Genomic DNA, 23,475 nt, shown 5'->3' with positions numbered 1-23,475 from the left:
CATGCCCCAGAATTCCGAGAGCAAGGATACGGTCATCCGCAATGCCCGGCTGATCGACGGCACCGGCGCGCCGTGGTTCGAGGCCGATTTGCGCATCGGCGGCAGCCGAATCGCTGCGATCGGCGCCGCCTTGCCTGCTGATGGGGCCGATGTCATCGACGCGCGCGGATGCTATCTCGCGCCCGGCTTCATCGACGCCCATTGCCATGACGATTTGATCTGCCTGCGCGAGCCTGACAGACCGGAGAAGGTGTTGCAGGGCGTGACCACGCTCGTGGTCGGCAATTGCTGCTTCTCGCTCTATCCGTCGACCGCAGCCTCAGCCGAGATGCTGCGCCTGCACTTTTCGGGTCTCGCCGGCGAGACCCAGGCGAACGAAGTGTTCGACAGCTTCGACGGCTATCGGCGCGCCCTGGAAGGGCCGGGCGTGGCGCTCAACCTCGTCTCCCTGGTCGGACATGCCGCGATCCGGCTCGCCGTGCTCGGTTACGAGCGCCGCGCGGCGAGCGGCGAGGAGATCGCGACGATGCAGGCGCTGCTGGCACAGCAGCTCGCGCAAGGCGCGGCCGGCCTGTCGCTCGGCCTCGTCTATCCGCCGAGTGCCTTTGCCGACGCCGATGAACTGATCGCGCTGGCAGAGACCGTCAGGGCACATGGCAAGCTGCTCACCGCGCATATCCGCAGCTATGAAGCAGGCCTGCTGCATTCCATCGACGAGTTCATTGCGATCCTGCGCGCATCAGGCGCGGCGGGGCTGCTGTCGCATTTGCAATCGGCGGGCAAGCCGAACTGGGGCGCGATCCCCAGGGCGCTCGACCGGCTCGAGGCCGCACGTGCCGAGGGGATCGACATCTCCTTCGACATGTATCCGTATCCCGCCGGCAGCTCCTACATGCTGCAATTGCTGCCGCCGGCCGCGCTCGAAGGTGGCATCGACGCGCTGCGCGAACGGCTGCGCGATCCCGTCAAGCGCGAGGCGCTGCGCGTGCTGGTGGAGGAGGGCGATCCCGATCCGCATGCGGCGCAGTCCAAGATCGTGCTGATCGGCTGGCACAATGTGCGCATCTCCGGCACCGGCAATCCCGCGCTGAAGCCGCTCGAGGGCAAGTCGATGGTCGATGCCGCGCGCGAGCTCGGCATCTCGCCGTTCGATCTGATGGTCCGCTGCATCGAGCAGGACCAGGGCCAGACCGGCATCATCATGTTCCAGCTCGACGAGGCCGATCTGCGCGCGGCCTTCACCCATCGCCTGCACATGGTCGGCTCCGACGGCATTCCGCGTCCGGGCACCAAGCCGCATCCGCGCGCCTATGGCAGCTTCCCGCGTGTCGCGGGCCGGCTGACGCGCGAGCAGGGCTGGTTCACGCTGGAAGATGCCGTGCGTCGGATGACCGCGATGCCCGCGCAGCGCTTCGGCCTGTCCGACCGCGGCATCTTGCGGCCGGGCATGATCGCCGATCTCACGCTGTTCGACGAGACCATCATGGACAAGGCGACCTTCGAGACGCCGACGGAAATGCCCGCAGGCATCCGCTCGGTCTTCGTTGCCGGCAAGGCCGTGGTGGCGGATGGACACAGCACCCTCGCACGGCCGGGCCGGGCCCTGGTCACGGGATGACGGCCCCGCCGTTTTAGTCTTCACACACAGGACGATACCAATGACGCTGATACGATACGGCGCGGCCGGCGGCACCGGCACGGGCGGCCAGCACCTTCCCTTTGCCCGCGCGGTGCAGGCCGACGGCTGGCTCTACGTCTCCGGCCAGACGCCGATGGAGAACGGTGAGGTGATCGAGGGCGGCATCATCCCGCAATCGCACAAGGCGATCCGCAACCTGCTCGCCATCCTGGCTGAAGCCGGCTATGAGCCCAAAGATGTCGTGCGCTGCGGCGTCTGGCTGGATGATCCCAGAGACTTTCAAAGCTTCAACAAGGTCTTCGCCGAGTATTTCGGCGCCAATCCGCCGGCGCGGGCCTGCGTGGTGTCGAGCATGGTGGTGGATTGCAAGGTGGAGATCGACTGCGTCGCCTATCGCAAGTGAGGCGCCCTGGAGGTCGGGGCCAGCAGGCCCCGACGCACGCATGACGCACAGCTAGAACCGCTGCGACATTCCGACGTAGAAGCCGCGCCGCGGTCCGTATTGCGGGGCGAACACGCCGATGCCGGAGCCGTCGCGGATCTGGTAAATCGTGTCGAATACGTTGACCACGTCGAACCGCAGCGTCGTCGGCTTGTTCGGTGCGACGATGTTGAAGTCGTGCGACAGGCCGAGATTCACCTGGGTGTAGCCGGGCAGATGATCGGTGTTGGCAAAGCCCGAGCGCAGGCCGCTGCCATAGACCATCGACACGCTGTAACGCGTGCCGTCCCAGAGATAGGAGGCGCCGGCCGACCCTGACAGCATCTGCGCGTGGTCGGTGTAGATGTAATGGCCTGCGATATAGGCGAGCTCGTCTGCGCCGAACAGATACTGGTTCGAGACCACGTTGCTCGCGATCTGCTTGGCCCAGGCGAGATTGGCGTAGGCGCTGAAATTGCCGTTCTTGTAGGTCGATTTCAGCTCGACCCCGACATTCTCGCCGCGATCGTAGTTGAAGCCGCTCAGCACATAGGCTGCGCCGAACTGGCCGTCGTCGAGCAGGTCGCGCGCCTTCTTGTAATAGGCGTCGGCGCCGACTTCGAGACCAGGGATGGGATACACCTTCTGCATCACCCCGACGTCGAACACGTGCGAGCGTTCGGGGAGCACCGGGCTGTTCTGCCCGACCTCCGGCGTTTGCGTGTTGACGGGCGCACCTGGCGGCGTCACCAGCGCGAGATTGACGGGTGCCGCGATCACCTGCGAGGGCGGGGTGAAGTTGCGCGCATAGCCAGCGCGGAATGTGGTGCCGTCGAACGGCTTCCAGGTCAGGCTGACGCGTGGGCTGAGCTGGTTGGCATCGACATATTGAACCATCTGGTCGAAGCGCAGGCCGGCATTGAGGGTCAGATTATTGGTGATCTTCCACTCGTCCTGGACGTAGGTCCCGATCAGCCAGCCGGTCTTGGCGCTGGAATCGAATACCGAGAATGGGGCATCGATCGTGCCGGCGCCGGGATCGGCGGGATCGGCCAACGGCAGCACCGTGGTCCCGCTGTTCACGAGCGTTCGCTCAGCGCTCACCGACAGGCCGAAGCGCAGCGTATGCGCGTAGCCGATGCGCCATGAGGTGTCCTGCTGGATGCCGTTGACCACGCTCTGGCGATAAACGTCGGAGGAGACGCCGTTGAAGACGAGATCGCCGATCGGATCGGGATAGAAGTGCAGCAGGCTGGTGCGGTTGAAGTAGGATGTCTGCGTGTCGAACTCGCCGTTCGAGGTCTGGTAGGAGACGACGTTGAACTGGTTGAACTCGTTCTGGTGCTCGTTGAGCCGGGACGAGTCGAAATTCGAAACGCCGAACGCGGTGTTGGCAGGCGTCTGGCCGGGATTGTCCGGAATCTGGAACGTCGCGTTCGACACGCCGCTCATGAAAGTGAGGCGGCTGGTCGGGTCGATCATCGTCGAGAGATAGAGAAACCCCTTCTCCTGGTTGGTCCGGTCGTGAATCGCGTTGACTGACGGCGTCGGGTTTTCGATGCCGAGATTGTTCTGGAGAAAGCGCCCCGACAGGAAATACTGCGTCTGGCCGACCGTCCCGCCATATTCCACATTGGTCGAGATGGTGCCGTTGCTGCCGCCATAGACGCCGACGACGCCGGAATTGTTGAAGGCGTCGGCCTTGGTCGTGATGTCCAGCACGCCGGCGGTGCGCTGGCCATATTGCGCGGGCAGCGCGCCGGTGAGCAGGCTGAGACTGCCGACGATGCCGGTGTCGAGGATCTGCCCGAACGCGCCAACGCCGTCGGGAAGCATGACGCCGTTGATACGGTATTGCAGATTGGCGTGCTCGTTGCGGACATGCAAATCGCCGCTCGCCGCCGAATCCTGCGTGACGCCGGGGAACTGCAACAGCACCTTGTCCAGCGAGGCATTGCTGCCCTGGGGCAGCGCCTCGATCGCCTGACGCGTGAGCGTGTGGGCCGTGGCCCCGCCAGGGGAAAGAATGGATTGGCGCGCGGCATCCAGCCGTTCGCCCGGCCCCTCGACGGCCGCCGGCGCTTCTCTCTGGGACCGCGCCGGCGTCGGCGGTTGTCGCTTGCCGGCGACGACGCGAACTTTCGGGCGGCGCGGTGCCGGCGTCTGCTTGGGCGCCTCGACTTCGACGCTGGGCAGCGTCGTGGCCGTTTCCGCGGTTTGCGCCATGGCGCTGCCGCCGGGATAGAACAGCGTGAATGCGGCGAGGCTCGAGCCCGCCCATATTGCTTTTGAAGACAGCATTGTCCTGATTTCCGATCGCGCGCCGCCGCAGCTCTCTTGTCGAGGCTTTGCCAGCGGCACGCGCCGTCGACATGCGACGGATCATGTTCGATAGCCCAGCGGAATCGGCGTGATGCGGCCGATGCCGAAGGCAGCTCAAGCGACGGAGATCAGGAGGCGGGCGGGGCGCGCGGGTGGAACGCAGAGCCGGCCGATTCCAGATGGAGGAATTCGGCATCGGTGGTGCGGTAGAGCAGCTCGACCGCCTGCGGCAAATGCAGCAGAGGCGGTGTCGCGAACACGACCGTGCCGGCCATCGCAACGAGGGCGCAGATCGCGCAATTGTCCTCGCCTGGCTGCTCTGGATCGTGATGGGTCGGAGATTGCTTGTGGACGGCCGCGCTGTCGGGCGACGCGATGCCTTTGGCGCTGTCCGTGACCTGCGACTGGGCGAGCGGCGCGGCCTGCGCGAACCAGTGGCTGTGACCGAAGGTCAGCGCGAACTGCACCAGCATCGCGAACATCGCGAGCCGGGCGCCGTGCCTGATATTCGACCGGAACCACTTCATCCAAATGAACCCCACATCGCGAGGCGCCGACCGGGCGTCGCGATGTTATATTGTAACATCGCAATATCGGTCAGCGGATGTCAACCGCGAGAGGATTAGTGAGCGTGGGCTGATCGTGCAATGTGTCGTTCGGGCAACTAAATTAGCGTGTGTGGTTTGGTTGCTGTTGCAACGACGGAAGTACGCTCGCTCCCCCCGCTTGCGGGAGAGGGCTGGGTGGGGGTGTCTCCGCAACGGGATAATCCCCAAGAGGAAAGAACCTCACCCGCCACGCTTTGCGAGCGGGTCGGCCTTTCCCGCAATCGGGAGAGGCGGAGCAAGCCTCATCACCTCACCGCCCCTCACGCACCCAGGTCGCAGCAAACGCGCCGAGCAGCAGCAGGAGTCCGATCAGGCCCGCGAAGATCGGCAGCACACCGACGCCCTTGACGATGCTGGCGTCGCGCATGCGCACGCCCATCCAGCCGTCACCGGAAAAGACGCTGGTCGAGCGGACCGGGACGATGCGCGGCAGCTCGACGCTGCCGCCATCCGCGATCCGCACGGAATTGCCGCCGGTCGCCTGCGTCAGCGGCTTCAGGGTTTCGGTGGTGGAGGTGACTTCCGAAAACTCCTTCGGATTGGTCGGGCCGACATTGATCAGCGCCTTCAGCGTGCCGTCGGTGGCCTGCCACAGGCCGAGCTCGTTGGCCGGCAGGCTGGCGCGCCACTCGCCGGGATCGCCGGGAGAGAGCGTCAGATCATGCGAGACACCGGAAGGTGAGATCACGCTCACCGGCTGCACGCTGTCGGCCATGGTCTGGCGCACCACGACGAGATCCTTGCCCTGCACCTGCAGGCGCAGCGCCTCTTCATCGAGGTCCGGCTGCTTCATCAGCCAGTGCGACATCCGCCTGAGCAGGTCGAGATGCGGACCGCCGCCCTCATAGCCGCGCGCCCACAGCCAGATGTGGTCGGACAGCAAAAGCGCGACGCGGCCCTCGCCGAAGCGCGACAGGAACAGCAGCGGCTTGCCGTCTGCGCCCGTCATGACGGGCGGATTGACCGAGTTGCGGGTCTCGACGGTGCGGAAGAAATGGCTCCAGTGCGGCGGCTCGAACGCCGAGCCCTCGAGACCGCGTGTGACCGGATGGCGTTTGCCGATGTCGGAGAGATGCGCATAGAACGGCTTCTCGGTGACGCCGACCGGTTCGGCCGGCAGCACCGAGTCGAGCGGCGTGCGCCAGATGCTGGTGTTGGAGGCGTAGTCGGGACCGGCCGAGACCAGCACGGCGCCCCCCGAGCGAACATAGCGCGCGATGTTGTCGAAATAGGCGATCGGCAGCACGCCCTGGCGGGCGTAGCGATCGAAGATGATCAGCTGGAATTCGTTGATGTGCTGCTGGAACAGCTCGCGGGTCGGAAACGCGATCAGCGAGAGCTCGTTGATCGGCGTGCCGTCCTGCTTCTCCGGCGGACGCAGAATGGTGAAATGCACGAGGTCGACGCTGGCGTCGGACTTCAACAGGTTGCGCCAGGTGCGTTCGCCGGAGTGCGGCTCGCCTGACACCAGCAGCACGCGCAGCTTGTCGCGGACGCCGTCGATGGAAACGACGGCCCGGTTGTTCACGGGCGTCAGCTCGCGTTCGAGCGGCGAGGCCTCGATCTCGACGATGTTGGGACCGGCATGCTTGATCTCGACCTCGACGCTGGCGCTCTGGCCACTCGCGAGCGCGCGCTCGTTGATGACCTCGCCGTCGCGGCGGACCGTGACCTTGGCGCGCTCGCCGGTGACGCCCTGGTCGTCGAGCTTGTAGGTGATGGTCTGGTTCTGGCCGACGATGCCGAAGCGCGGTGCCGCCGTGATCGCGATGCGGCGATCGCGTTCGCCTTTCTGTCCGGTGATCAGCGCCTGCACCGGCGCCTGGAAGCCGAGCGCGGCGGCATTGGCCGGGATGTCGTGAACGCGACCGTCGGTGATCAGGAACGCGCCGGCGACGCGGTCGACCGGAACGTCCGACAATGCCGAGGCAAGCGCGCCGAACAGCTTGGTGCCGTCGGTCTCGCCATCCGCCTGTCCGGCATCGACGACGCGCACTTCAAGGCCCTTGATCTTCTTCAGGCTGTCGACCAGCTCCTCCTGGGCCTTCGCGGCTTCCTGGTTGCGCTTGCCGAAATTCTGGCTCGGGCTCTTGTCGACGACGACGGCGGCGACCGACGTCAGCGGGTCGCGGTCCTCGCGCGTGAACGAGGGATTGGCGAGCGCCAGCAGGAACAGCGCCAGCGCAGCCACGCGCACCGCCGCGCCGCGCGCCCGCGCGAGCAGCAGCACGGCTGCGATGGCGACGATCGCGGCGAGCGCGATCCACAGCACGATCGTGGGGACAAGCGGCGTGAAAGCTATGCCGTAGTTCATGACGTCACTCTCTCGGCATCGTCATGGCCGGGCCTAGCCGTCCGAAGGACGGCGTCGCTTCGCTCGCCTGTGTCCCGGCCATCCACGCCTTGCCAAGTAGCGCAAAGAACGTGGATGCCCGGGACAAGCCCGAGCATGACGGCTTCAGTTCGGCGCGCACCGAGTTTCAAAACCCGCATCATTGCCCCAGCCGTTCGATCAGGGCCGGTGCGTGCACTTGGTCGGCCTTGTAGTTGCCGGTCAGCGTGTACATCACGATGTTGACGCCGGCGCGGTAGGCGAATTCCCGCTGCCGCGGTTCGCCGGGCGTGAGCGGCAGCATCGGCTGGCCGTCGGGACGGAGTGCCCAGGCGCCCGCGAGGTCGTTGGAGGTGATGATGATCGGCGAGACGCCGTCACCGCCGCGCGCGGGGCGCTGCGCGTTCTCGTCATCGTCGTCGCGCGGCAGCGCCTCGACCCAGGTCTGGCCGGTGTTGAAGCGGCCGGGGAAGTCGCGCAGCAGATAGAACGTCTTGGTCAGCACGTGCTCGCGCGGCACCGGCTCGAGCTCGGGCACGTCCAGCGAGGACAGGAGCTCGCGCAGGGTCTGCATGCCCGGCGTCTGCGATGCACCGTTGTCGCCAGGCGGCGCCTCGACCGCATCGCGGGTGTCGAAGATCACGGTGCCACCTTGCTTCATATAGGCGTCGATCTTGTTGATGGCGTCCTGCGGTGGCTTCGGTGCGCCCGGAACGATCGGCCAGTAGATCAGCGGGAAGAAAGCCAGCTCGTCATGCGCCGGATCGACGCCAACGGGATCACCGGCCTCGAGCGCGGTGCGCTGCGCCAGGAACAGCGTCAGACCGGTCAGGCCGGCCTTGACGATGGAATCGACGTCGGCATTGCCGGTCACGACATAAGCAAGGCGCGTCTGCGAGGTCGACTTCATCGCGAATTCGTCAGACATGCTGTCGGCGCGCGACGGCGTCGGCGCAAGCACCGCGATGCCCGTCAGCAACAGCCCGAGCAGGATCACGGCTGGCGCAGCGCGACGGCGCAGCAGCGCGGCGAGGCCACCGCCGAGCACCGCGACGACGATGGCATCCAGCAGAAACAGCGCGAGCGAGCTCGACAGCAGCCAGCCGCGCAGGTCCCGCGGTTCGGCATTGGTATAGGTCGCGTGCCGGGCGTGCAGGGGCGCGGTGTTGAGGGCGGCGATGCGGTCGGCGGCAGCGAGCGTATTCACGGCGAGCGGTCCTTCTGCCGGTCCGTAGAAGCCGGGCGGATGGTCCGGCGTGGCGCGGTCGCGATAATCAGCCGTCAGCGGCTTGGCGGTGGCGGCCGGTGGCCCGAACGCGCCGAAGCCGTCGAGCAAATGCAGCGGCGCCAGCGTCTCGGTGCTGCCCTCAGCGGCAACGCCGGCGCCGGGCTTCGAGGTGTAGCCGGACATGTCGACGATGCGCCTGAGCATCTCGACGAAGGTGCCGGACATCGGCAGATCCGACCAGCGCATGTCGGCGCTCACATGGAACAGGCTGACGATGCCCTTGCCGCGATGCTCGCCGGTGACGAGGGGCGTGCCGTCTTCGAGCGAGGCCCAGCTCTTGGTCGCGAGCACCGCATCGGGCTCGGCCAGCACCTGCCGGCTCACGGTGACGTCCTTCGGCACGGCGACGCCGGTGAACGGACCATCGGCGGCGAAGGAGGCGAGATGCTGCGGCTTCTCCCAGGTCAGGCTGCCGCCGAGCGTGCGGCCGCCCTTGCGCAGCTTGACCGGAACGAGATCGTCTTCAGCTTGGGCGAGCCGGGGACCTGCGAACCGCACCAGCACGCCGCCCTGGTCGATCCAGGCGTTGAGGCGATCGCGCAATTCGGGCGCAACGGTGCCGACGTCGGCCAGGATGATCATCGGCAGCTTCTGATCGAGGAATTGGGTGATGCCCTGCTGCGGCGCGCCCTTGTCGGCGAGCCGCACGTCCGCGAACGGCGCCAGTGCACGCGTCAGGTAGAAGGTCGGCGCAAGCAGCGGCTGCGATGTTTCGCTGGTCGAACCCGAGACGATGCCGATGGCGCGGCGGCGCCAGCGCTTGTCGAGCAGCTGCACCGCGCCGGCCGAATGCTCGCCCGAGATTTCGAGCCTGGAGATGTCGTTGCGCAGCTCCACGGGCAGGTCGAACGCGGCTTCGACTTCCTTGTCCTGGAGTCCAAAGGTGAAGCGCGCCTCGCCGATCGGTGAGGCCTTCTGGTCGAGGGCCCGCACGGTGCCGGCGAGAATGCCGCTGTCGGTGCGCAGCACCTTCACCGTCATCTTCGCGGCCGCGTTTTCCGCCGCAACCAGCGCCAGCGGGGAGGAGGTACCGCCTTCGAACACCGTCAAGCTGCGCTCCCCCAAGGTCTTGCCGAGTCCAGCCACGAACTCTTCGCCGCGGCCGGTGTCGACGCCATCGGACAGCCAGGCGATCTCGCAATCGCCGGTTGCGCTCAGGAAGCGATCAATCGCGGTAAGCGCTTCGACGCGCTCGATCGAATAGGGCTTTGGCACGATCTGCCGCAGCGCAACGCGTGCCGCACCCGCGGGCATCAGCGTGATGTCGCGGTTCGGCTCGGACAGCGGCACCAGTGCAATGGCGCGGCGGTCATTGTCGGCGTTCGCGATCAGCTCGTCGGCGGCCTTGATTCGGGTGTCCCAGCTCGATGCAGCGCTCCAGCCGTCGTCGAGCATGATCATCAGCGGGGTCTTGCTGGCGGCGAGCCCGGTCTGTGGATTCCAGATCGGGCCGGCGGCGGCAAGGATCACCAGCGCTGCCGCGAGCAGCCGCAGCGCGGTCAGCCACCAAGGCGTCCGCGCGGGCGTCTCTTCCCGTGGCGCGATGTCGAACAGCAGGCGTGTCGGCGGAAACTCGATGCGGCGCGGCCGCGGCGGCATCACACGCAGCAGCCACCACAGCACCGGCAGGCTGACAAGGCCGATCAGGAGCAACGGTTCGGTGAAGGCGAGCGGCAATCCCATCATGCGGCCGGCCCTGCCTTGATCGTGGTGGTGCGGGCGCCCGACTTGCTCACCTGCATGCCGGCATGGAGGAACAGCAGCAATTCGGCGGCCGAACGGTCGGTGACGTGCGTCGCGAACAGCCAGTCGAGCTTGTTGGTCTCGGCGCGGATCTGGTCGCGATGCAGCGCCAGCCGCGTGGTGTAATCCAGCGCCCAGCTCTCGGCGCGGCCGGCGGTGATCATGCCAGCGCCTTCCGGCTCGACGAATTCGACGCGACCGGAATAGGGAAAGGATTCCTCGGCGGGATCGACGACCTGCACCAGCGTGCCATGCGCGCCGGAGCCGGACAGCCCGGCAAGCGTCGTCCTGATCTCCTGGAGCGGCGACCAGAAATCCGACAGCACGATGGTTTCGGCCAGTGCCGCAGGGACGAAGGAGGGCGGCAGGCTCAGCCTGATGGCATCGTCATGCAGCATCGCCTGCGCCATCTTGTCGATGACGCTGCGGCTCGCGGTCGGCGCCATCAATCCGGGGATGCCGACGCGCTCGCCGCCCGCGACAAGCAGCTCGGCCAGCGCGAACGCGACGATGAGCGTGCGCTCCAGCTTGGATTCGCGCGCGGTCTTCGAGGCAAAGGCCATCGACGGCGAACGATCAGGCCAGATCCAGACCGTGTGCGAGGCCTCCCATTCGAGCTCGCGGACATAGAGATGGTCGTCACGCGCCGAGCGGCGCCAGTCGACATTCTGCGACGGCTCGCCCGACACGAAACGGCGGTATTGCCAGAAATTCTCGCCCGAGCCGGCGCGGCGCCGTCCGTGGAGACCGTGGATGACGTTGGCGGCGATGCGGCGGGCCTCGAGCACCAGACGCGGCAGCGAAGCGGCGAGCGTTCGGCTTTCGCCATCGGCACGTCGGATCGCGATGATCTCCTTCGCCGTGTGCCCGGTGTCTGCAGCCATCAACCGATCCGAGTTTTCAATTGCTTGATGACGTCAGGAATCGTGCGGCCCTCGGCGCGTGCCTGGAACGTCAACGCCATGCGGTGCTTCAGCACGGGCTCGGCGAGGTCGAGCACGTCGTCGATCGAGGGCGCGAGACGCCCGTCGATCAGCGCGCGGGCGCGCACCGCCAGCATCAGGGATTGGCTGGCGCGCGGGCCGGGGCCCCAGGCGATGAACCTGCCGGCTTCGCCGCTCTCGGCGCCCGGACGAGCCGAACGCACCAGCGAGAGAATGGCCTCGACCACGGAATCTCCGACCGGCAGGCGGCGCACCAGCCGCTGCGCTGATATCAGCGCGTCCGCACTCATCGAGCCCTTCGCCAGCGTCTCCTCGGCGCCTGTCGTCTCGAACAGGATGCGGCGCTCGGCGTCACGATCGGGATAATCGACGTCGATCTCCATCAGGAAGCGGTCGAGCTGCGCCTCGGGCAGCGGGTAGGTGCCCTCCTGCTCCAGCGGATTCTGCGTCGCGAGTACATGGAACGGCTTCGGCAGATCGTGGCGCGCGCCGGCGACCGTGATGTGCTGCTCCTGCATCGCCTGCAGCAGCGCCGACTGCGTGCGCGGTGAGGCGCGGTTGATCTCGTCGGCCATCAGCAGCTGCGCGAACACCGGACCGGAGATGAAGCGGAACGAGCGCTTGCCCGCGGTGCTCTCATCCAGCACCTCGGCGCCGAGAATGTCCGACGGCATCAGGTCGGGCGTGAACTGGATGCGCTTGGCATCGAGGCCGAGCGTGACGCCGAGCGTCTCGACCAGTTTCGTCTTGGCAAGGCCGGGCACGCCGATCAGCAGTGCGTGGCCGCCGGAGAGGATGGTGACCAGCGTGTTCTCGACCACACGATCCTGGCCGAAGATCACGGATCCGATCGCGTCCTTCGCGGCGCGAATCTGAGCAGACACCTGCTCGGCCGAACGCACGACGCCGTCTTCGAGCTTCTCGACACTTTCCGCCATACGCTCGCTCCTTCAGCCTGCCACGCGGCTCATCTGTGTCGCCAGATGATCGCATCGATCTGCGTCATCGATTTCAGTCATGGGCCCCATGCTAGACTTGCAGGAAGGCCATGTATTCGTTGAATTAACCTATCCCCACCTTATCGGCTTCGGGCTATGTACGGCATCACGAAGTGGAGACCTCCCCGACGACTGGCCGGGTGGAACCGTACAGTTGCGGACACGTAGATGTACAAGGTTATGGACCAGTAGACTTGCACCGATCGTGCCAAAGGACAGAGTCAGGGCAAACCATGGCGAACCAAGGGCAGAGCGCCGATCGCGGTCTCGAGGGGCTGACTGCCGCCGCCAAAACTGCTGCCAATGCCGAAGGCGCCAAAAAGGGCCTGCCCCCGGTGCATCTGTGGAATCCGCCGTTTTGCGGCGATCTCGACATCCGAATCGCATCCGATGGTACTTGGTTCTACATGGGCACCCCGATCGGCCGTCACGCGCTGGTGCGCCTGTTCTCGACCATCCTGAAGCGCGAAGGCGACAAGCATTTCCTCGTCACGCCCGTGGAGAAGGTCGGCATTCGCGTCGACGACGCGCCATTCATGGCGGTCGAGATGCTCAGAAGCGGCGAGGACAGCCGGCGCGTGCTGAGTTTCCGCACCAATGTGGACGATTGGGTCACCTGCGACGCCGCGCACCGGCTCCGCTTCGAGCAGGCCAAGGACGGCGGCTTGACGCCCTATCTGCATGTCCGCGCCGATCTCTGGGCCAAGGTCACCCGGGCGATCTATTACGATCTGGTTGACATGGGCGAGGAGCGGATGGTCGATGGCCAGCCGATGTTCGGCGTCGAATCATCGGGCGAGTTCTTCGCCATGGCCGATGCGGAGCAGGTGAGGGCCGCGCTTTGAATTTGAACAAGCCTATCCCGACCAGCGAGCCAGTCGCGTTCCGCGCTGACGAGTTCTTCGTCCGCTCCCGGGCCAAGCTCAGCTTCGACGTGCCGCCCGGGCTTTATGATCCGAACATCATCCCGGCGTCAGGCGATCCCGGCACCGACAAGATGCTGGAGATCGTCGCGCGCGAGCAGCCGGTCCGCCCCGCAGCCGTGCTGATCGCGGTGGTCGATCATCCGGAGCCGACCATCCTCCTGACGCAGCGCTCTGCGCATCTCAACGACCATGCCGGCCAGATCGCCTTTCCCGGCGGCAAGATCGACGCCACCGATTCCTCGCCGCTCGACGCCGCTTTGCGCGAGGCCGAGGAGGAGGTCGGGCTGTCCCGAGACTTCGTCGAGCCGATCGGCTATCTCGATCTCTACGGCACGGCGTTCGGATTCCGCATCCTGCCGACGGTCGCCCGTGTCAGGCCGGGCTTTGAGCTCGCCATCAACCATTCCGAGGTTGATGACGCATTCGAGGTGCCGCTATCCTTCCTGATGAATCCGGTCAACCACCAGGTGCACAGCAAGGAATTCCGCGGCATGGAGCGGTTTTACTATGCGATGCCGTTTGCGGAACGCTACATCTGGGGCGCGACGGCCGGAATGCTGCGCGTGTTGTATGAGCGGATCTATTCGTCATGATCCGGCCGGTTCTGACCGAGATCGGTATCTTCCTCATCCCCTTTGCCGTCTATGCGCTGTTCCTGGCCGCCACGAGATCCGGCCTGTTCGTGCAATCGTCCTGGCCGATCACCATCGTCGCGCGCCTGATGCTGGCGGCGCTGGTGCTCGTGATCGCCGGGCTGATTGGCTTTGCGCATTTCTCCGGCGCCGCGCCGAACTCCACCTACGTTCCCGCCCATATCGAGAACGGCAAGCTCGTGCCGGGCAGGAACAGATAAGGTCCGGGCGATGAGCGCAGAGCCCATACTCGCTGGCGCGCCGTGGCTGACCGCAGGCGGGACGGCACGCGTGCTGCAACTGCTCAACGCGGACGGCGAGGAAGCGCGCGTGGTCGGCGGCACGGTCCGCAACGCGCTGCTCGGGCTGCCGCCTGGTGACGCGGATATCGCGACCACGGCGGTGCCCGAGGAGGTGGTGCGCCGCGCGAAAAGCGCAGGAATCAAGAGCGTGCCGACCGGGATCGAGCACGGCACCGTCACGCTGGTCATCGACGGCACGCCTTACGAAGTCACCACGCTGCGCGAGGACACCGAGACTTTCGGCCGCAAGGCCAAGGTGGTGTTCGGCCGCGACTGGGTCAAGGACGCCGAGCGGCGCGATTTCACGATGAACGGCCTGTCGGTCGACGCTGACGGCGTCGTTTACGACTATGTCGGCGGCATCGCGGACGCCAAAGCGCGGCGCGTGCGCTTCATCGGCGCGCCCGACCAGCGCATCGCCGAGGATTATTTGCGCATCCTGCGCTTCTTCCGCATCCATGCCGCGTTTGGCGCCGGCGAGCCCGATCGCGACGGCACGCTTGCCTGCATCCGCGGCCGTGCGGGCCTTGCGACCCTCTCGGCCGAACGCGTGCGCATGGAGATGCTGAAATTGCTGGTGACGCCAGGTGCTTCGGTCGCCGCGCTGGCCATGGCCGATGCCGGCCTGCTGCAAGCGATGATCGGTGGTGTCGCCTATACCGGGCCGCTGACCGCGATGATCGCGATCGAGCGCGCGCTCGATCTTGCGCCAAGCAGCACCCGCCGCCTCGCGGCGCTCACGGTCGCGGTCACCGAAGACGCCAGGCGTGTCGCGACGCGCTTGCGGCTCTCCAATGCCGAAACCAAGGCGCTGGATTCGATGGGCCATCGCTGGTGGCGATTCGCCGCCAAGGACGAGGCGAGTGCGCGGCGGCTGGTGTATCGGCTGGGGCCTGAGCGCTATCACGATCGCGTGTTGCTGGCCTGGGCGAGGGCGGGCGGCGATGTCACCTCCTCGCACTGGCGCGCGCTCGCCGAGCTGCCGCAGCGCTGGACTGCGCCGAAATTTCCGCTTCGCGCCGCCGACTTCATCGCGCGCGGCCTGGCGGAAGGACCCGCGCTCGGACATGTGTTGACACTTGCCGAGGACGCTTGGCTTGCGGCCGATTTTCCACTAGAGGAAGCCGCACTCGCTGCCATCGCCGATCAAGCCTGCGCACGCGCCACTCGCGAGAAAAATTGACCATCGTCTCAGGCTTCGCCGACATCTCGATTTTCCAGCTGCTGCTGGTCGCGATGATGGCGTTGTTTGCTTCGATCATCGGCGGTCTTGCCGGCTACGGCACCGGCGCGTTGATGCCGCTGGTGCTGGTGCCGCTGGTCGGCGCCGAACCGGTGGTGCCGATCATCGCGATCTCGGCGCTGTTCACCAATTCCAGCCGCGCCGTCGCCTATATCAGCTACGCCGACCGCCGTCGTGCGGCCGTCGTGCTGGCCTGTGCCGCGCTCACGACGGCGCTCGGTGCCTACGGCTACACGCGTCTCACCAATGCCGGAGCCGCGCTGGTGATCGGCACCATGCTGATCCTGAGCGTGCCGCTGCGCCGCGTGCTGCGGCGGCGCCAGGTCAAGATCGGCGACACGGGCCTGGCGGCCGGCTCGGTCGGCTATGGCGTGCTGGTCGGCGGCACGTCGGGCTCGGGCGTGATCCTGCTCTCGCTGCTGATGGCCGCGGGCCTCGAAGGCGCGGCCGTGATCGCAACCGATGCGATGATCTCGCTCGGGACGGGGTTGATCAAGATCTCGGTGTTCGGCATCGCCGGTGCCGTCACCGCGCAGGTGCTCGCCTTCGCGCTCCTGATCGGCGGCATCGCCATCCCCGGCGCGTTCCTCGCAAAGGCCTTCGTCGAGCGGATGCCGGTGCATATCCACACGGCGATCCTCGATGTCGCCGTGATCACCGGCGGGCTGGTGATGGTCTCGGCCGCGGCAAGGCAGCTGATGGGGTAGCTGGGACTGGCGGCAGAACTGCGAATCTCGTCCGGGGACCTCGAAATCACGTAGCGCAATCCGCGCGAGGCGCTTACAGCACGTGACTGACCTCGCCTTGTCTCGTTCGCCAAGCCACCGGCTGATACATGTCCAAAATGCTCGACTATCGCCGCCTTCGCTTTATACGGGTCGTATCGGTCCGCTGGCGCAGGCGTCTGACCTTTCTGCTCGGCGGGCTCGCGGTCGGCGCCTCAGCCGTCGCTCTGGCCAGGCTCGCCGACTGGGCGCAGCAGGCATTCGCGTTGCTGCTGTCGGAATCGCGATATGCCGCCCTGCTGGTGACGCCACTGGGGTTTGCGCTGTCGGTCTACCTCACCATCAGCTTCTTTCCGAATTCGCAAGGTAGCGGCATCCCGCAGGCGATCGCCGCCCGTCAGCTCTCCGAGCACACGGCGCGCGAGAGGCTCGTCTCCATCCGCATCGCCATCGGAAAGGTGTTGCTGACGCTGCTCGGGCTGCTTTGCGGTGCTTCCGCAGGCCGGGAGGGGCCGACCGTGCAGGTCGGTGCGTCCGTCATGTTCGCGCTCGGCCGCATGTCGCCACGCCGTCAGCCGGGCCTGATCCTCGCCGGCGCCGCGGCGGGTGTTGCAGCCGCATTCAACACGCCGTTGGCCGGCATCGTGTTCGGCATCGAGGAGATGAGCCGAGCCTATGAGACCCGAACGAGCAGCCTGGTCATCGGCGCGGTGATTGCGGCGGGCCTGACCTCGTTGGCTCTGGTCGGAAACTACGATTATTTCGGCAGCAGTTCGACGATGCTGCGCAACGGCACCGACTGGCTTGCGGTGCCGTTGTGCGGCATCGCCGGTGGGCTGGCCGGTGGTGCGTTCAGCAGGCTCCTCATCGAGGTCGCGCGCGGGCTGCCCGGCCGGCTGGGGCCATTGACCAGGCAATATCCTCTGCCGTTTGCCGCGATCTGCGGCCTTGGGGTTGCCCTTTGCGGCCTGGTCTCGGGCGACATGATCTACGGCACCGGATATGCGCAAGTGAAGTCGGCCCTGGAGACCGGCATTCCGCTGCCCCAGGATTTCGGCGTGTTGAAGCTCGCTGCAACCGCGCTATCAGCGGTCAGCGGCATCCCCGGCGGAATCTTCTCGCCGTCGCTTGCCGTCGGCGCCGGCATCGGCACGAACGTCGCGCATCTGTTTTCGGGCGCCCCGCTCGGCGCGTTCATGCTGCTCGGGATGGTTTCCTATTTTGCCGGCGTCGTGCAGGCTCCCATCACCGCTTTCGTCATCGTGACCGAGATGACCGACAATCACGCCATGGTGGTGCCCCTGATGGCCGCCGCGCTGATCGCCCAGGCGACATCGCGCCTGCTGTGTCCTGAAGGAATCTACCACGCGCTGGCCAGGGGCTTCCTGCGTGCGCACACGGCAGAAGCACCTGTGTAGCGATCGCCTTCGACCTGAGCGCTGCGAAACGTCAGAGCGATGAGGCCGTGAGCTGCGTCGCTCGCATCCGTCGCGTCGTCTGTCGGCCCGGGAGTTCGCTACTCCGGAACGGCCAGGACGTTCTGCGTCCGGCCTTGGAGCGAAGCTCGGCTCGTTGCTTGTCGTCGCCGTTCAAGGGCTCGGCGTCGCTTGCATGTCCTGCCCTGGGCTGAAGCCGGATGCCCCCGGCTGCCCGGAGGGCGGGCTTGGCGTTGCCGCCTGCGTTTCGTGGCCCGGGCTGAAGCCGGATGCGCCCGGCTGCCCGGAGGGCGGGCTTGACGTTGCCGCCTGCATTTCGTGCCCCGGGCTGAAGCCGGATGCGCCCGGCTGCCCGGAGGGCGGGCTTGACGTTGCCGCCCTGCATTTCGTGCCCCGGGCTGAGGCCGGATGCCCCCGGCTGCCCGGAAGCCGCGCTTGAAGTTGCCGCCTGCATTTGGTGCCCCGGGCTGAAGCCGGATGCGCCCGGATGCCCGGGGGCCGGGCTTGAACTTGCCGCCTGCATTTGGTGCCCTGGGCTGAAACCGGATGCACCGGGATGCCCGGCATGGCTTGATGAACCATGATGCCCGGCATGTGAGTGCGAGCTCGAAAACACCGCTGAAAACGCCGCCTGTATCGCGTGTCCCAGGTGTCCTGGGCTAAGGCTCGAAGCGCCATGATTCGTTCCATGCGCGTGCGGGCTCGCAAACGCTGCTTGCATCGCGTGCCCCGGAGCTGATGCCGAACTGCCGTGGCCGACACCTCCTCCGCCGCCGTGCCCTGCACCCACGCCGCCGCCATGTCCTCCACCCATACCAGATGCACCAACGCCGGCTCCTACTCCGGCACCTGCTCCAACTCCGCCTCCGGCGCCTCCGCCACCACCGCCACCGCCACCACCGCCGCCACCACCGCCGCCACCACCGCCGCCACCGCCACCGCCGCCACCAGCGAGCAGCGGTCCAGACGTTGCGATCAACAATGCGGGTATGGCGGTAACTGCAAGCAGCTTGGCTAGCTTCGTCACGATGATCTCCTTGTCGCTTTCAATTCCGCGCGGCTCACCCAGGGCAACACAACGGGGTTCGACGGCCGGTTCAACGTCGAGCGCTCGGCCGAACGTTCCGCACAAAATGCGATTGAATAAGGCGGACAGGCGCGCACGCCATTTTCTGACGCGGACTGTTACCGGAACGGCACATGTTCCATTCCGTTCAGACGTGCTCGTGGCGTTGCTCTCCTCTGGCGAGCATTCGCTCAGGCAGGCGCCGAGAGATCCCGCAGGTACCTCGCAACCGTGGGAGGGCCGGTGGTTTGTTTTTGGCCCATGTCAGCCAAACCTGGCGTTCGTCCGCGTGTCGGCTAACGCCGTAAACCGGATCTCACGGAGCATCAGCAAGATCGACGCAGTTGACCCAAAGACGGCCTCGTACCCTCGCTTCCGACGCGCAGATCAATCTTGCATCTCTCCGTGCAGCTCGAACTTCGCACCATCGGTATCTTGAAATACGATGTTCACCTTCCCGCCATCGAAGGCAAGTGTCCAGGTCTGGATCTCGCTGTGTCCGAGAATTCGGCGCTCGAGAAAAAAGGTATGCTGGTTCAGCCAGCGCCCTCTGCAGGCATTGATGCCGTACGGCGCGGGCGGACTTTTGCGAAAGGTCCCATCAAGTCCCATCAGTCCGGTGAACCGCTCGATGGAGCGACCCGGCCTTTCGCTGCTGGTCGTGATCACCCACGATGAATCGGTGTCGTAGAAATTCAATGAGAAGCTTTTTGCGTGCAACGCGTTGTCTCCGAGCTGAAATGTCTTGCCCGAAATCTCCTTTGCAAACTCGGGAATACCCGCAATCGCAATTGGCTGCTCCGTTGCGGCCCGGCGGATAGCCGCATCGAGCAGTGCCTTCGCGATCGGGTCGGGAGGTAGTGGCTGGTCCGATTTGACGGCCATCGTGATGTCGTCGATGAACCGCGACACTGAATAGAATTCGTCGTCTCGCAAAACCCCCGTCATGACCGCCACAATATCGAGTCTCGGAAGCACTACGATAAGCTGCGAATGGCGGCCTCGCGCCATGTAGGCGCCTTTTTCCGGGAGCGACCACCACAGATTGGCATAATGAAAGCCGAATGAAGCCGCAATCTTTCCCTCCTGCGCCCGCTCGACCCATGCAGATGGAATGATCTGCTTACCCTCCCAAGCACCATTGTGAAGGTAGAGATAGCCGATCCTCGCCATGTCGTGGGGGTTCAGGAATAGCCCCGCTTCGCCGTCAGTCACGCCCTGCGCATCGACGCTGCCCCATTTCGCGCTGGTGATTCCAACCGTCTCGAACAGCTCCTTCTTTGCAAAATCAAACGCGCTGAGACCCGTCGTTCTGGTGATCAGCGCTGACAGCACGTAAGGATTTCCGCTGTTGTAGTAAAAGTTGCTCCCGGGAGGGCCCGACATCGGCTGGTCCAGGACGAATTTGGTGCGGTCAGGACTTTTGTACATCCGGATGATCGTCTCATCTGGCGTATATGCCCTTTCCTGCCACGCCAGCCCCGACGTCATGTCGAGCAGGGTCTGAACGGTCATCGCGCGCTTGTTGTCGTCGACGTTCGCGACATTCTTGTCACCAAACAGATCCAGGACCGGGTGATCGACGCTGTCCAGCAGCCCATGCTGGATTTCGATCGCAGTCAGAGTGCTGACGACGCTTTTTGTCACCGATCGGAGATCATGGCTAATCCCTGCGACATAGGGCGCGTAATAGGCTTCGGCAACGATCCTTCCATGCCGGATGATCATCGCGCTGTCTTGCTTGTAGCCGCCCACATTCTCTACCAGCCGAGCTAGCATGGCCGAGTCCATCCCTTGCTCCTCCGGGGTCGACACCTTCCAGGATTTCGTCGGCCAGGGAATCTCCGGGGTGGGTTGAGCGGCAACCTCGCCAGCAAACGCGGCCGGTCCCTGGAGGCAGTGGATGGCCGCCAGCAACGCTGCCGTGATCGGGGTTTTGCGACGCATGGTTGCCTCTCTTTCGGCCTTGGGGGGGGGGTAAGAAGCTTGGGTGTTGCCGTGCGGGTCAAACTGAGTATGACGGCAACTCGTGACAAATTCTACACGCACTGGTTGCTGCAGCGAGTTTCGCCAAGGGCGGGGCGCGTTTTGCGACATTGCGTCCCACGCTATCGGCACGGCGGAGGACCGGGCGATGTCGCATAGTGTGCCGTTTGCGAAGTTGCGCCGCGTCTGACGAGAGTCCGCTCACCGCGCCAGAGCAGACCAGATTTGCTCAACCCGAGTTCTTCGCAGTTTGCCCCATAACGGACTTTGGCTGCCGGGAGAATGCGCTAGGAATGCTCCTCCCGGCTTTTTTATGGGCTCAATTTTTCGACGCGTTTCGCGCCCACTCAAGAGAACCTGCACCTGTGGCAGCAGCTTCCCTTACATCAATGACAGGAATTACCTCGGCATCATTCCAGTAGGAAAACTTAGAAACGAAAGAGACGATGACTGTCGGATCATTCGTCTCAACCAACACGTATCCGCCGTCCCCCATCAGGTTAGAGACGAAGGCTTGGATTGTCAGTCCGTCCTCTGTGGCGAAACAGCAGTGCCCATCTTCATCGGCCGTGGCGCGCCGCGTCGGAAGACGCTATCACCACCAAAATCCGCTGCTTCTTCGATTCGACCCGCCAAGCTGTCGAACTGAGCGCACCGTCGGTGTGATACGCTTTTGAGCATCAAGCCCGGCCATCTCGGCTCGCGACAGCCTTTATTTCAATGACAAGATAACCGGACCCGCAACCGGATCGGTGACCCCGATACCGCCGCCGAGGTCTTCGAGCGCATCGCGAAAAGAATTGAGAGTGGAAATCATATCCGGCCGCGCCTTGATGCACGCGTCCATGCTTTGCCACTCGGCAATAATGCAGTAGGAGCGGTCACCTGTCTTGATCATGTTGGCATGCAATAAGCCTGGCCAAGTTGCTCCAATCGTCTTGTGCGCGTCCAAAAACTCCTGATCGCGCCCCGGCTTCACTCGAAAACGCACTGCATTGAAAGCGGTCACGGTCTTCTCCCATGATACCCTGACATTCTCGAAGACGAATCGCGTCTATGTGTTCGCGTGAGTTGAAGCGCACGCATTCGCCGCTCGCCTTGTTGCGATCACGGACCGATCAGCCCGGGCCTACTGAGTCTTGATCATCTTTGCCAACTCATGGCGCAATTCCGGGCTATCTTGATGGCCGTGTACCGCGGTGGCGTGTTGAACCGCCGCTTCCAAAAGTTCCTTTTTGGAATCGGCTGAAATCGCGACCGTGCAGTTCATCTCGCTAGGATAATCTCGGCAATCCACAAACATTCTAGCCATATCGACCTCCCTCATTGCGAGCATGCCATTCGTCCCGCCTGAACTGATCCCACGATCGTGCCCGCCCGCCTTAACTCCAAACCTATGAGAGCGACCGGCTTGATCGCTGCTCGGCAGCTTCAAATGATGGCAAGGGTCATTACCGTGCTCCGGCAGAGGCGTTATCGAGCGTATCACACATTGACGAGAGTGACATGCCGGCTCCTCGCCCTTTTCGCCTGTCGGGAGGCTGGTCGGGATGGTCGCTCTTGCCCGGTATCTTTTCGATCGGCAAGCTGCTGATCGTCATCGGCCTCCTCAGGCGTCGATGAGCACGCCACCTCCTTTGCTGTTGCGCGCGGCGCTGGCAATCAATGCGTTGGCTGCGGCCGCTGCTATCCAGCGTTCAGATCTACCTGAGGCGAGAGGGCAATATTTCGGAGCCGCTTTGCGCCGATGAAGCTTCGATACGCGGCAAGCTCTTGAAACTGGGCCAACGGCCAGGTGACCGGTTCGGACTGCTGCTTGCTAAGATGTATGGCGCGGTCGGCGCCGAGATAAAGTGCGACGTGCGCGCCCCAAGGATTTTTCCTTTCGATTGAACAGCAAGAGATCGAGTGGTCTCAATGCGCCCGACACCACATGGGTCTCGCTGCTGTCCTGCCATAAGTCGCTGGACCGAAACGGCGAGACTTCAAATCCGAAATGTTTGAGCAAACTGTACGCAAAGTTCTGGCAATTGGGGCTCTCGGAGATGCTTGGCAGCGTCGGCGTATTCGGATCGTGGTTTTGATCGTATCGAATGTCCCAGAAGTGCTTGGGTATCATATCCGGCGAAATGCTGTTCATTGGCTAAGTCCTTCCGGTCAGCAAAGCGCAAACTTGTCAGCTGGATTTCGCCTCCGAACAGTCTCGACCTGCTGTCCGCATACCCGCCTGCAGTTGCGATCACATCCAATCCGGCAAGCCTTCGCGCAGTGGCGTGCCTGGCATGATCGGGTGCCCTGTGGAAGCAATCATGGGCTGAACAAGCTGTGAAGAAACCGCTCCTTCTCGCCGGGCGCATAACCCTGGCAAGCGCCGAAATATGGTTCAGGCTCGTCGCAGGACGGGGTGGATCGGACCTGGCCCGGCGGCCGAGCTGGCGCGTAGGCAAAGCTCGATGCTGGACCCGGCGTGACCAGGCGCTGCTGGGAGCCAACGGCGGCGTGCCGGTGGGGATGATGCACCGGCGCCGCGTTCGCAACGCCCGACAACGCGATCAAAACGCTCAAAGCCAAAATGGAACGCATCGCTCGATCTCCGGACGCCGCAATCTCGCTAGATAACGCTCGGCCGCAAAGCCCCAACGTATCCCGGCTTCACGACCGCTCACATCCCCGGCATCACCCTGCTTTTCGACCAGCAGCGAAGCAGCGGCGCACGGTGCTGCGCTCCGCTCAGTGAGCATGGCAGACGAGATATACTCCGTTTGACATACCCCTTTTGATCCATTCGCAGTGTGACCAGAGCGGACGCTCGACATTGAGACGAGGTGGCCGTGATGGTACGTGTCCAACCACATCATTCCTGT

20 protein-coding genes are annotated in these 23,475 nt (G+C 64.8%); 9 read left to right on the top strand and 11 right to left on the bottom strand.

Annotated features, from left to right (window positions below; translation table 11 throughout):
* Position 1 precedes the first annotated feature (1 nt).
* Positions 2-1,618 (top strand): N-acyl-D-amino-acid deacylase family protein, encoded by a 1,617-nt coding sequence (locus ACVWZ4_RS03000; RefSeq protein WP_456739818.1) that lies wholly within the window; start codon positions 2-4, stop codon positions 1,616-1,618.
* Positions 1,619-1,658: 40 nt separating this feature from the next.
* Positions 1,659-2,042: a RidA family protein gene (locus ACVWZ4_RS02995; protein ID WP_456702046.1), complete on the top strand. Its 384-nt coding sequence runs from the start codon at positions 1,659-1,661 to the stop codon at positions 2,040-2,042.
* Between the two features lie 51 nt (positions 2,043-2,093).
* Here the strand turns inward: ACVWZ4_RS02995 and ACVWZ4_RS02990 are convergent, their stop codons facing one another.
* The 6 genes from ACVWZ4_RS02990 to ACVWZ4_RS02965 form a co-directional block, all read right to left on the bottom strand.
* The gene (locus tag ACVWZ4_RS02990) at positions 2,094-4,361 is read right to left on the bottom strand and encodes a TonB-dependent receptor domain-containing protein (protein ID WP_456739817.1); all 2,268 of its coding nucleotides are present in this window, start codon (positions 4,359-4,361) and stop codon (positions 2,094-2,096) included.
* Between the two features lie 149 nt (positions 4,362-4,510).
* Positions 4,511-4,909, bottom strand: a complete 399-nt coding sequence (locus ACVWZ4_RS02985; protein WP_456739816.1) for a DUF2946 family protein — start codon at positions 4,907-4,909, stop codon at positions 4,511-4,513.
* Positions 4,910-5,240: 331 nt separating this feature from the next.
* Positions 5,241-7,304 (bottom strand): hypothetical protein, encoded by a 2,064-nt coding sequence (locus ACVWZ4_RS02980; RefSeq protein ID WP_456789963.1) that lies wholly within the window; start codon positions 7,302-7,304, stop codon positions 5,241-5,243.
* Positions 7,305-7,482: 178 nt separating this feature from the next.
* On the bottom strand, positions 7,483-10,296 hold the full coding sequence (locus ACVWZ4_RS02975; protein ID WP_456763575.1) for a DUF4159 domain-containing protein: 2,814 nt from the start codon (positions 10,294-10,296) through the stop codon (positions 7,483-7,485).
* Positions 10,293-11,237, bottom strand: a complete 945-nt coding sequence (locus ACVWZ4_RS02970) for a DUF58 domain-containing protein (protein ID WP_456702051.1) — start codon at positions 11,235-11,237, stop codon at positions 10,293-10,295. The genes ACVWZ4_RS02975 and ACVWZ4_RS02970 overlap by 4 nt, the downstream gene beginning before the upstream one ends.
* On the bottom strand, positions 11,237-12,235 hold the full coding sequence (locus tag ACVWZ4_RS02965) for an AAA family ATPase (RefSeq protein WP_456702052.1): 999 nt from the start codon (positions 12,233-12,235) through the stop codon (positions 11,237-11,239). The genes ACVWZ4_RS02970 and ACVWZ4_RS02965 overlap by 1 nt, the downstream gene beginning before the upstream one ends.
* Positions 12,236-12,528: 293 nt before the next feature.
* Here ACVWZ4_RS02965 and ACVWZ4_RS02960 point away from each other — a divergent pair, with 293 nt between their 5' ends.
* The 7 genes from ACVWZ4_RS02960 (at position 12,529) to ACVWZ4_RS02930 (ending at position 18,577) form a co-directional block, all read left to right on the top strand.
* Positions 12,529-13,140: a DUF1285 domain-containing protein gene (locus ACVWZ4_RS02960; RefSeq protein WP_456702053.1), complete on the top strand. Its 612-nt coding sequence runs from the start codon at positions 12,529-12,531 to the stop codon at positions 13,138-13,140.
* A 2-nt stretch (positions 13,141-13,142) separates the two neighbouring features.
* The gene (locus ACVWZ4_RS02955) at positions 13,143-13,814 is read left to right on the top strand and encodes a CoA pyrophosphatase (RefSeq protein WP_456702054.1); all 672 of its coding nucleotides are present in this window, start codon (positions 13,143-13,145) and stop codon (positions 13,812-13,814) included.
* Positions 13,811-14,074 (top strand): DUF6111 family protein, encoded by a 264-nt coding sequence (locus tag ACVWZ4_RS02950; RefSeq protein ID WP_456737855.1) that lies wholly within the window; start codon positions 13,811-13,813, stop codon positions 14,072-14,074. The genes ACVWZ4_RS02955 and ACVWZ4_RS02950 overlap by 4 nt, the downstream gene beginning before the upstream one ends.
* Positions 14,075-14,084: 10 nt before the next feature.
* Complete coding sequence (locus ACVWZ4_RS02945) at positions 14,085-15,338, top strand: CCA tRNA nucleotidyltransferase (protein ID WP_456702056.1); 1,254 nt, start codon at positions 14,085-14,087, stop codon at positions 15,336-15,338.
* Positions 15,335-16,105 (top strand): TSUP family transporter, encoded by a 771-nt coding sequence (locus ACVWZ4_RS02940; protein ID WP_456739814.1) that lies wholly within the window; start codon positions 15,335-15,337, stop codon positions 16,103-16,105. Before ACVWZ4_RS02945 ends, ACVWZ4_RS02940 begins: the two co-directional genes overlap by 4 nt.
* Positions 16,106-16,233: 128 nt before the next feature.
* Positions 16,234-17,541 carry a chloride channel protein gene (locus ACVWZ4_RS02935; protein WP_456702058.1) on the top strand — a complete coding sequence of 436 codons (1,308 nt, stop codon included), beginning with the start codon at positions 16,234-16,236 and terminating at the stop codon, positions 17,539-17,541.
* Between the two features lie 769 nt (positions 17,542-18,310).
* Positions 18,311-18,577: a hypothetical protein gene (locus ACVWZ4_RS02930; RefSeq protein ID WP_456789962.1), complete on the top strand. Its 267-nt coding sequence runs from the start codon at positions 18,311-18,313 to the stop codon at positions 18,575-18,577.
* Between the two features lie 435 nt (positions 18,578-19,012).
* Here ACVWZ4_RS02930 and ACVWZ4_RS02925 read toward each other — a convergent pair whose 3' ends face one another.
* From ACVWZ4_RS02925 to ACVWZ4_RS02905, 5 genes are all read right to left on the bottom strand, one after another.
* Positions 19,013-20,572, bottom strand: a complete 1,560-nt coding sequence (locus ACVWZ4_RS02925; RefSeq protein WP_456739812.1) for a serine hydrolase domain-containing protein — start codon at positions 20,570-20,572, stop codon at positions 19,013-19,015.
* A 358-nt stretch (positions 20,573-20,930) separates the two neighbouring features.
* Positions 20,931-21,137 carry a DUF3303 domain-containing protein gene (locus tag ACVWZ4_RS02920; protein WP_456742177.1) on the bottom strand — a complete coding sequence of 69 codons (207 nt, stop codon included), beginning with the start codon at positions 21,135-21,137 and terminating at the stop codon, positions 20,931-20,933.
* A gap of 186 nt (positions 21,138-21,323) precedes the next feature.
* Entirely contained in the window at positions 21,324-21,620 is a 297-nt protein-coding gene (locus ACVWZ4_RS02915; protein ID WP_456702061.1) for an antibiotic biosynthesis monooxygenase family protein, read from the bottom strand.
* A 120-nt stretch (positions 21,621-21,740) separates the two neighbouring features.
* On the bottom strand, positions 21,741-21,923 hold the full coding sequence (locus ACVWZ4_RS02910; RefSeq protein WP_456737860.1) for a DUF1059 domain-containing protein: 183 nt from the start codon (positions 21,921-21,923) through the stop codon (positions 21,741-21,743).
* Positions 21,924-22,430: 507 nt separating this feature from the next.
* Positions 22,431-22,751, bottom strand: coding sequence for a hypothetical protein (locus ACVWZ4_RS02905; protein ID WP_456739811.1), 321 nt, complete (start codon positions 22,749-22,751; stop codon positions 22,431-22,433).
* Between the last annotated feature and the right edge of the window lie 724 nt (positions 22,752-23,475).

This window comes from Bradyrhizobium sp. USDA 4472, assembly GCF_054058595.1.
This window is presented reverse-complemented; position numbering and strand designations above follow the sequence as displayed.